Origin of the sequence: Hydrogenophaga sp. A37 (assembly GCF_002001205.1) — a bacterium.
Taxonomy (GTDB): domain Bacteria; phylum Pseudomonadota; class Gammaproteobacteria; order Burkholderiales; family Burkholderiaceae_C; genus Hydrogenophaga.
The window spans coordinates 1-5,905 of record NZ_MUNZ01000132.1; the positions used below are offsets into that span (position 1 = coordinate 1).

The following is a 5,905-nucleotide window of genomic DNA, read 5'->3' on the forward strand; positions in this document are numbered from 1 at the left end:
GCCGTGCACAGCCCCTCTGCCCCGGACCTCGCGTCGTCAACCTCTTCTGCATCCCCTGAACCCGTGGCCCACACCGGCCGCGCCATGCTGGCGCTGGGCATCGGCGCCTTCGCCATCGGCACGGGTGAGTTCGTCATCATGGGCCTGCTGCCCGAGGTGGCGGCCGACATCGGCGTCACCATCCCGCAGGCCGGCCACGTGATCAGCGCCTATGCGCTGGGCGTGGTGATCGGCGCGCCGGTGCTGGCCGTGGCCGCGGCCACCTGGGGGCGCCGTACGCTGCTGGTGGCGCTGATGCTCGCGTTTGCATTCGGCAACTTCGCCAGCGCCGCCGCGCCAGGCTACGCCTCGCTCAACCTGCTGCGCTTCATGGCCGGCATGCCACACGGCACCTACTTCGGTGTGGCCGCACTGGTGGCCGCAGCGCTCGCGGCGCCGGGCCAGCGGGCGCGCGCCATCGGCCTGGTGATGACCGGCCTGACCCTCGCCACGCTGCTCGGCGTGCCGCTCGCAGCGTGGCTGGGCCAGCACTTCGGCTGGCGCGCGGCGTTCGTGCTGGTGGGCGCCATCGCGCTGTTGGCGGCCGGCCTGATCCAGCACACCCTGCCCGCCCTGCCCGCGCCCGCTGGCGCCAGCCCGCTGCGCGAGTTGGGCGCGTTGCGCAACAAACAGGTCTGGCTCACGCTCGGCATCAGTGCCATCGGCTTCGGTGGCCTGTTTTCGGTGTTCAGCTACGTCAAGCCCACCATGATCGAGGTGGCCGGTCTGCCACTGGCGGGCGTGCCGGTGGTGCTGGCCCTGTTTGGCCTGGGCATGGTGGTGGGCAACGTGCTCGGTTCGCGCCTGGCCGACCGCGCGCTCATGCCCACTGTGGGCGGCATGCTGGTGTGGTCCATCGTGGTGCTGCTGGCCTATGTGTTCACCGCGCAGAGCGTGGTGCTGGGCTCCATCAACATCTTCCTGATCGGCACCACGGTGGCCATCGGCCCGGCGCTGCAGCTGCGGCTGATGGACGTGGCCGGAGAGGCTCAGGTGATGGCCGCCGCGCTCAACCACTCGGCCTTCAACGTGGCCAACGCGCTGGGCGCCTGGCTCGGCGGCCTGGCCATCGCCGCTGGCCTGGGCTGGACCGCCACCGGCTGGGTGGGCGCGCTGCTGGCGCTGGCCGGGCTGGGCGTGTTTGCCTGGGCGCTGGCCGACATGCGCCAGCGCCCGATGGCGGTCCGCAAAGGGCCGGTGCGCGTCACGCCGTAGTCCAGCGGCCAGGCGTGGCGCTCCGCGCGCGGCGTCGCAGCGTCGCTGCCATTGACGCTTGGTCACACAACCACGAATTTCCCCCTTGTGGTTCGGGGCCCCTCGCCGTACGCTGGTGGATCAGCAACGCAGAGGCCGTCATGGTCAAACACAGGCCCTCCAAAGCCCCACCCAAACAGTCCGGACGCCACGTGGCGCTGGCGCAATACCGGGCGCGGGCCCAGGTGTACGACAGCGAACTGGAGCCGTTTGAACCCTTGCGCCTGGACGCCATTGAGCGCCTGCGCCTGCGGCCTGGCGAAACGGTGCTCGACGTGGGTTGTGGCACCGGGCTGAGCTTTGAGCCGCTGCTGGAGCGGCTGGGCCCCGGCGGTCGAATCGTGGGGATCGAGCAGTGCCCCGAAATGATGGCCAAGGCCCGCGAACGGGTCCACGCAGCGGCCTGGCAACAGGTCTCGTTGGTGCCGGCACCCGCGGAAGACGCCCGGTGGAAGGGCCAGGCCGACGCCGCCCTGTTTCACTTCACCCACGACATCCTGCGTCAACCGGCCGCGCTCGACAACGTGCTGTCGCACCTCAAACCCGGCGCCCGCGTGGTGGCCACCGGGCTGCAATGGGCGTCGCCATGGACCTGGCCGGTCAACCTCTTCGTCATGGGCGCCGCCCTGTATTCGGTCAGCTCACTCGACGGCCTGGCCCAGCCCTGGAGCGAACTCGCCGCCCGCCTTCAGGGGTTTGAAGCGCGGCCCACCTGGATGGGCAGCATCTTTGTGGCCACCGGCACCTGGCCGGGGCTGGCCGGCACGCACTGACCACCCGCGGCCCACCGTTGGTGGGCCAACGGAGACCGAGCGCATTCAACCGTTCACGGCTTCACCGGCCGCACCAGCATGGCGGGCGGCACCGCTTGAACCTGCCGGTCCACGGCCGCGTCGCTCCACGGCCCCAGGGGCAGCAGCCTGACCTGCACCCGGCCCTTGATCGACGGCACCTTGCGCTCGGCGATCGCCAGATCGAGCTCACGGCGGTCCCGCACCTCTGGCAGTGCCCCGGCCACCACCGGCAGACCCAACAGGCTGCGGCCGGCGGTGTGGTTCAGGTTCAGGTTGCCGATGTAGACCACCTCGCCCGCCTTGACTTCAAAGCGCAGCGGCGGCGGCGCGTTGCGAGGGACGATGCGCACCGAGTCGCCGGCGGACTGCCACGAATCCACCGAATGCACACCAGGTTCAACGTCCATCACATAGACGCGGCCTCGCTCTTCGTCGAAGTCGCTGCCCTTGGGAATCCCCATGACCTGTTCCACCGAACGCAACAAACGTGTCTCGAACTGCCCACTGGCCTTGTCGATCACGAATTGGGCACTGGCCCGGCGACCCGTCTCCGCATCGTGCGTCACGGACACGACCACCACCCCCCGGTCTTTGGTCGATTCGGGCGTGGCCTCCTTCGCCACCTGGGGACCGGCGCAGCCCAGCAGGAACGCCGAAGACAGACAGGCCACCAGGGGCCAGCGAATGCGTGAAAGTGACAGCTTCATGTGACAGTTCTAAAAAATGCCGTGGTCCGCACGGCAACGGTATTCCAACAACAACGCCTCGGCGATTCAAGGAGGCTCTGCCGGCGTGTGGCAGGCCACACAGAGCTTGTTGCCCTCGGTGTCGCGAAAGTACGCACCGTAGTAATGGGCATGGTATTCGGGGCGCAGGCCGGGCGGCCCTTCGCAGCGGCCGCCGTGCGCCAGCGCCACGGCGTGTGCCTCATCCACCATGGCGCGGCTGCGGGCGAGCAAGGCGGTCATCTGCCCGTTGCCCGGCGCGTGGGGCTGGCCGTCGAACGGAGTGCCGATCAGCAGCAGCGGGCGCGGCCCGGGCGACGACTGCCAGCCCGCCCACGGCCGCTCGGGCTCACAGAAACGCTCCTGCACACCCAGCACCGGCATCAAGGCGCGGTAGAAGGCCAGCGCCCGGGGGAAATCAGCCACGCCGATGAAGAGGTGGGAGAACATGCAAGCCCCTGTCAGTTGCGCCAGAAATAAGGCACCACGGCAATCGCAGCGCCCACCAGCAGCATCACGAACGTCCCGGTGACGAGGTACGGAAAAACGATCAGCGCCACCCCGCTCAGGAACGGCGGCAGGGCGCGCTGCTTGCGCCCGTACACCACATAGCCCGCGCCCAGCGCGCCGAAGAACACGGACAGCATCAATGAGGTGACGTCGGCGTTGGGGTTCATGGTGTCTCAACTCCGCGCGCGCCATTCCTGCAGCGTCACCGACAGCAGCCGCAAGCCAAACGCCCCCACCAGCCCAGCCACGCCCCGGTTAAGCGCCACGCGCCAGCGCTGGTAGACCGACTGGATGCGGCCCTGCGAGAAGGCCAGCGCGAGGAACACATGCCAGACCACCGCGTTGAACCAGACCAGCAGCACCGCCGCGAGCAGCACCCACACGCTCGGCGACGGCGGCAACGCGGTGGCGAACACGCTGCCGAAAAACAGCGCGGTCTTGGGGTTGAACACGTTGGTGATGAAGCCCATGCGGAACGCCGCCCGGCGGCTGGTCGTGACCGGCTTCACCTCGGCACTCGCGTCAACGGGGGGTGAGCGCCAGAGCTTGAACGCCACATAACAAAGATAGGCGCCGCCCGCGACCTGGAACGCCTGGCGCAGCGCCGGGTGGGCCGCGAAGACCGCGCCCATGCCCAGGATCGCCAGCGTCGCCCAGGTCAGCGTGACCGTGGTGATGCCGGCCACGGCGGCGAGCGAGACGCTGCGCGTGCTGCCCGCGGCCAGCTGCGCGATCAGCACGAAGTTGACGCCCGGGATCACGAGAACGACCCAGTGCAGAACGGCGATGGTGAGGAAGGTGGTCAGCATGGTGGCGTGCCTACCGAGGCTTCGGCACGCACTTGACTTCGCGCGGGATGTTCTTGACCTTGTTGCCGCCGGTCACCTGTTTCACCTCGCCCGCGGGACAACGGCCGTCGTCGACCAACACCACCTCGCCGGGCGACAACACGCCGTCTTGTGGCATCTGTTTGGGCATGTCTGCAGAGGCACCCGTCGCGGACAACCATGCCAGGGCGGCAAGACAGAAGAGACCGATGACTTTCATGGAAGCATCCTTTCAGGACATTCAGACAAAGTTGACCTGATCCGAACGGGCCGTTCCGCAACGGCGCCCCGGATAGGACAGCCATTGCATCACAGCATTGAACTCGCGCACGGTGTTCACCGCTGCACGGCAGTGTCAGCCCAGCATGTGAAAGCGGAAAACGCCATGTTCGGCGGGAACCGTGGCGCGGGCAAGCGGCGCGGCCAAGGGCATGCCGCGCTCGCTGTTGGTCAACAACACAAACCCGTTGCCGGACGCCGCCGAAACCATGGCAAAGGCGCGGAATCCCGGGTTGTTGCCCCACTGCCAGAGATAGGGGCCGCCAACGGCGGTCTCGATGCCCCAGCCGCGGCCCCAGGCGAGTCCCAGCGCGGCGTCCACGGAAACGGGGTCGACCACCGTGAGCGCCACCAGCGCGGGGTCGGCCAGCCAGGCTGCCATCAGCTTCGCGTAGTCCCCGGCGGTGGTGTAGAGCGAACCCGCCGCGTTCGGCTCGGTGATGGCGAAGCGCACGCGCCCACCCAACGACGAGGTGCCGTCCAGCACCCGCTCGCGGACGTCGCCTGTCAGGCGCAGCCGCGTGGACCGCATGCCGAGCGGTTCAAACACGGTGCTGGACATGAAAGATTCGATGTCCTGCCCGGCCACCGCGCTGATCACGGCCTGCAGCAGCACATAACCTTCGCCCGAGTATTGCCAGCGCGTGCCCGGCTCGAACCCGGGCGACAGCACGCCCCGCGTCCAGTTGGGCAGGCCGGAGCTGTGGTTGAGCAAGGTCCCCACCGGGATGCGCGCCAGCGTGCTCGCGGGCACCTGATCGATGGGGTTGTCGTTCGGGCCGTTGAACGGCTTCTGGCGGTGGGCGTAGCCGCCCGGCAGGTAGCGCGAGACCGGCGCGCGCAGATCCAGCCGCCCATCGCGCACCAGCTTCAGGGCCGCGAAAGCGATCACGGGTTTGGTGAGCGACGCCGCCTGGAACACCGGGTCGGACGGCAAGGGACTTGCCGACGCGCAGCCCGACACCAGCACCGGGGCACCGGGCCGGCCGGCGTTCAGGGAAACGTGGCTCGCCGCGCAGACGCCCAGCCGGGCCGCGAGCGCCGGGAGCGGATCGCCGCTGAAGCGCGTCAGGTCGTTCGCGCAGGCGGTGAGAAAAGGGGCGCTGGCGCCAGCGAGCAGGAGTTCACGGCGGGAGAGAGGCATGTTTCTGAAACGCTGTTGCAAGGTTGATGACCATTTAGCTCCAAAGAGCAATCAAATTTCCCTGCAGTCATAGCTCATCCTTGGCCATAATCAATTGCAAATCAGATCGCATTAGATTCCAACACTTCTCGCCGGAAATACACAAAATCATTTCATAGTGATCAGAAAACTCAAACCGAATATTCGCAGCTGGCTGCAAAACCTCTCTAGGGATGGTCTGCACAACACCCGGATCTGCGTGGGCTGATGCTCGCAATTTCAAATGGCGGCAATTTTTGCTGATCAAGAGGTGTTTTCGGGCTAATTTCACTCCTGTTGGCGACCCCTTGGCCG

9 protein-coding genes are annotated in these 5,905 nt (G+C 67.7%); 2 read left to right on the forward strand and 7 right to left on the reverse strand.

Features of this window, described 5'->3' with window-relative positions; genetic code table 11:
- Positions 1-63: 63 nt before the first annotated feature.
- Both B0E41_RS18290 and B0E41_RS18295 read left to right on the forward strand, forming a co-directional pair.
- Positions 64-1,254: an MFS transporter gene (locus B0E41_RS18290; protein WP_253195005.1), complete on the forward strand. Its 1,191-nt coding sequence runs from the start codon at positions 64-66 to the stop codon at positions 1,252-1,254.
- A 140-nt stretch (positions 1,255-1,394) separates the two neighbouring features.
- Positions 1,395-2,066: a class I SAM-dependent methyltransferase gene (locus B0E41_RS18295; protein ID WP_077332981.1), complete on the forward strand. Its 672-nt coding sequence runs from the start codon at positions 1,395-1,397 to the stop codon at positions 2,064-2,066.
- A 53-nt stretch (positions 2,067-2,119) separates the two neighbouring features.
- Here B0E41_RS18295 and B0E41_RS18300 read toward each other — a convergent pair whose 3' ends face one another.
- From B0E41_RS18300 to B0E41_RS27380, 7 genes are all read right to left on the reverse strand, one after another.
- Entirely contained in the window at positions 2,120-2,794 is a 675-nt protein-coding gene (locus B0E41_RS18300; RefSeq protein ID WP_077332983.1) for a hypothetical protein, read from the reverse strand.
- Positions 2,795-2,860: 66 nt separating this feature from the next.
- Positions 2,861-3,262: a VOC family protein gene (locus tag B0E41_RS18305; RefSeq protein ID WP_077332985.1), complete on the reverse strand. Its 402-nt coding sequence runs from the start codon at positions 3,260-3,262 to the stop codon at positions 2,861-2,863.
- A gap of 11 nt (positions 3,263-3,273) precedes the next feature.
- A complete protein-coding gene (locus B0E41_RS18310) occupies positions 3,274-3,489 on the reverse strand; it encodes a hypothetical protein (RefSeq protein ID WP_077332987.1) in 216 nt (71 codons plus the stop codon).
- Between the two features lie 6 nt (positions 3,490-3,495).
- Positions 3,496-4,131 carry a LysE family transporter gene (locus B0E41_RS18315; protein WP_077332989.1) on the reverse strand — a complete coding sequence of 212 codons (636 nt, stop codon included), beginning with the start codon at positions 4,129-4,131 and terminating at the stop codon, positions 3,496-3,498.
- Positions 4,132-4,141: 10 nt separating this feature from the next.
- Complete coding sequence (locus B0E41_RS18320; protein WP_077332991.1) at positions 4,142-4,369, reverse strand: DUF6719 family protein; 228 nt, start codon at positions 4,367-4,369, stop codon at positions 4,142-4,144.
- A 135-nt stretch (positions 4,370-4,504) separates the two neighbouring features.
- Positions 4,505-5,572: a serine hydrolase domain-containing protein gene (locus B0E41_RS18325; protein WP_077332993.1), complete on the reverse strand. Its 1,068-nt coding sequence runs from the start codon at positions 5,570-5,572 to the stop codon at positions 4,505-4,507.
- A gap of 67 nt (positions 5,573-5,639) precedes the next feature.
- On the reverse strand, positions 5,640-5,905 hold a 266-nt coding region (locus B0E41_RS27380; protein ID WP_216350784.1), incomplete at its 5' end, for a hypothetical protein.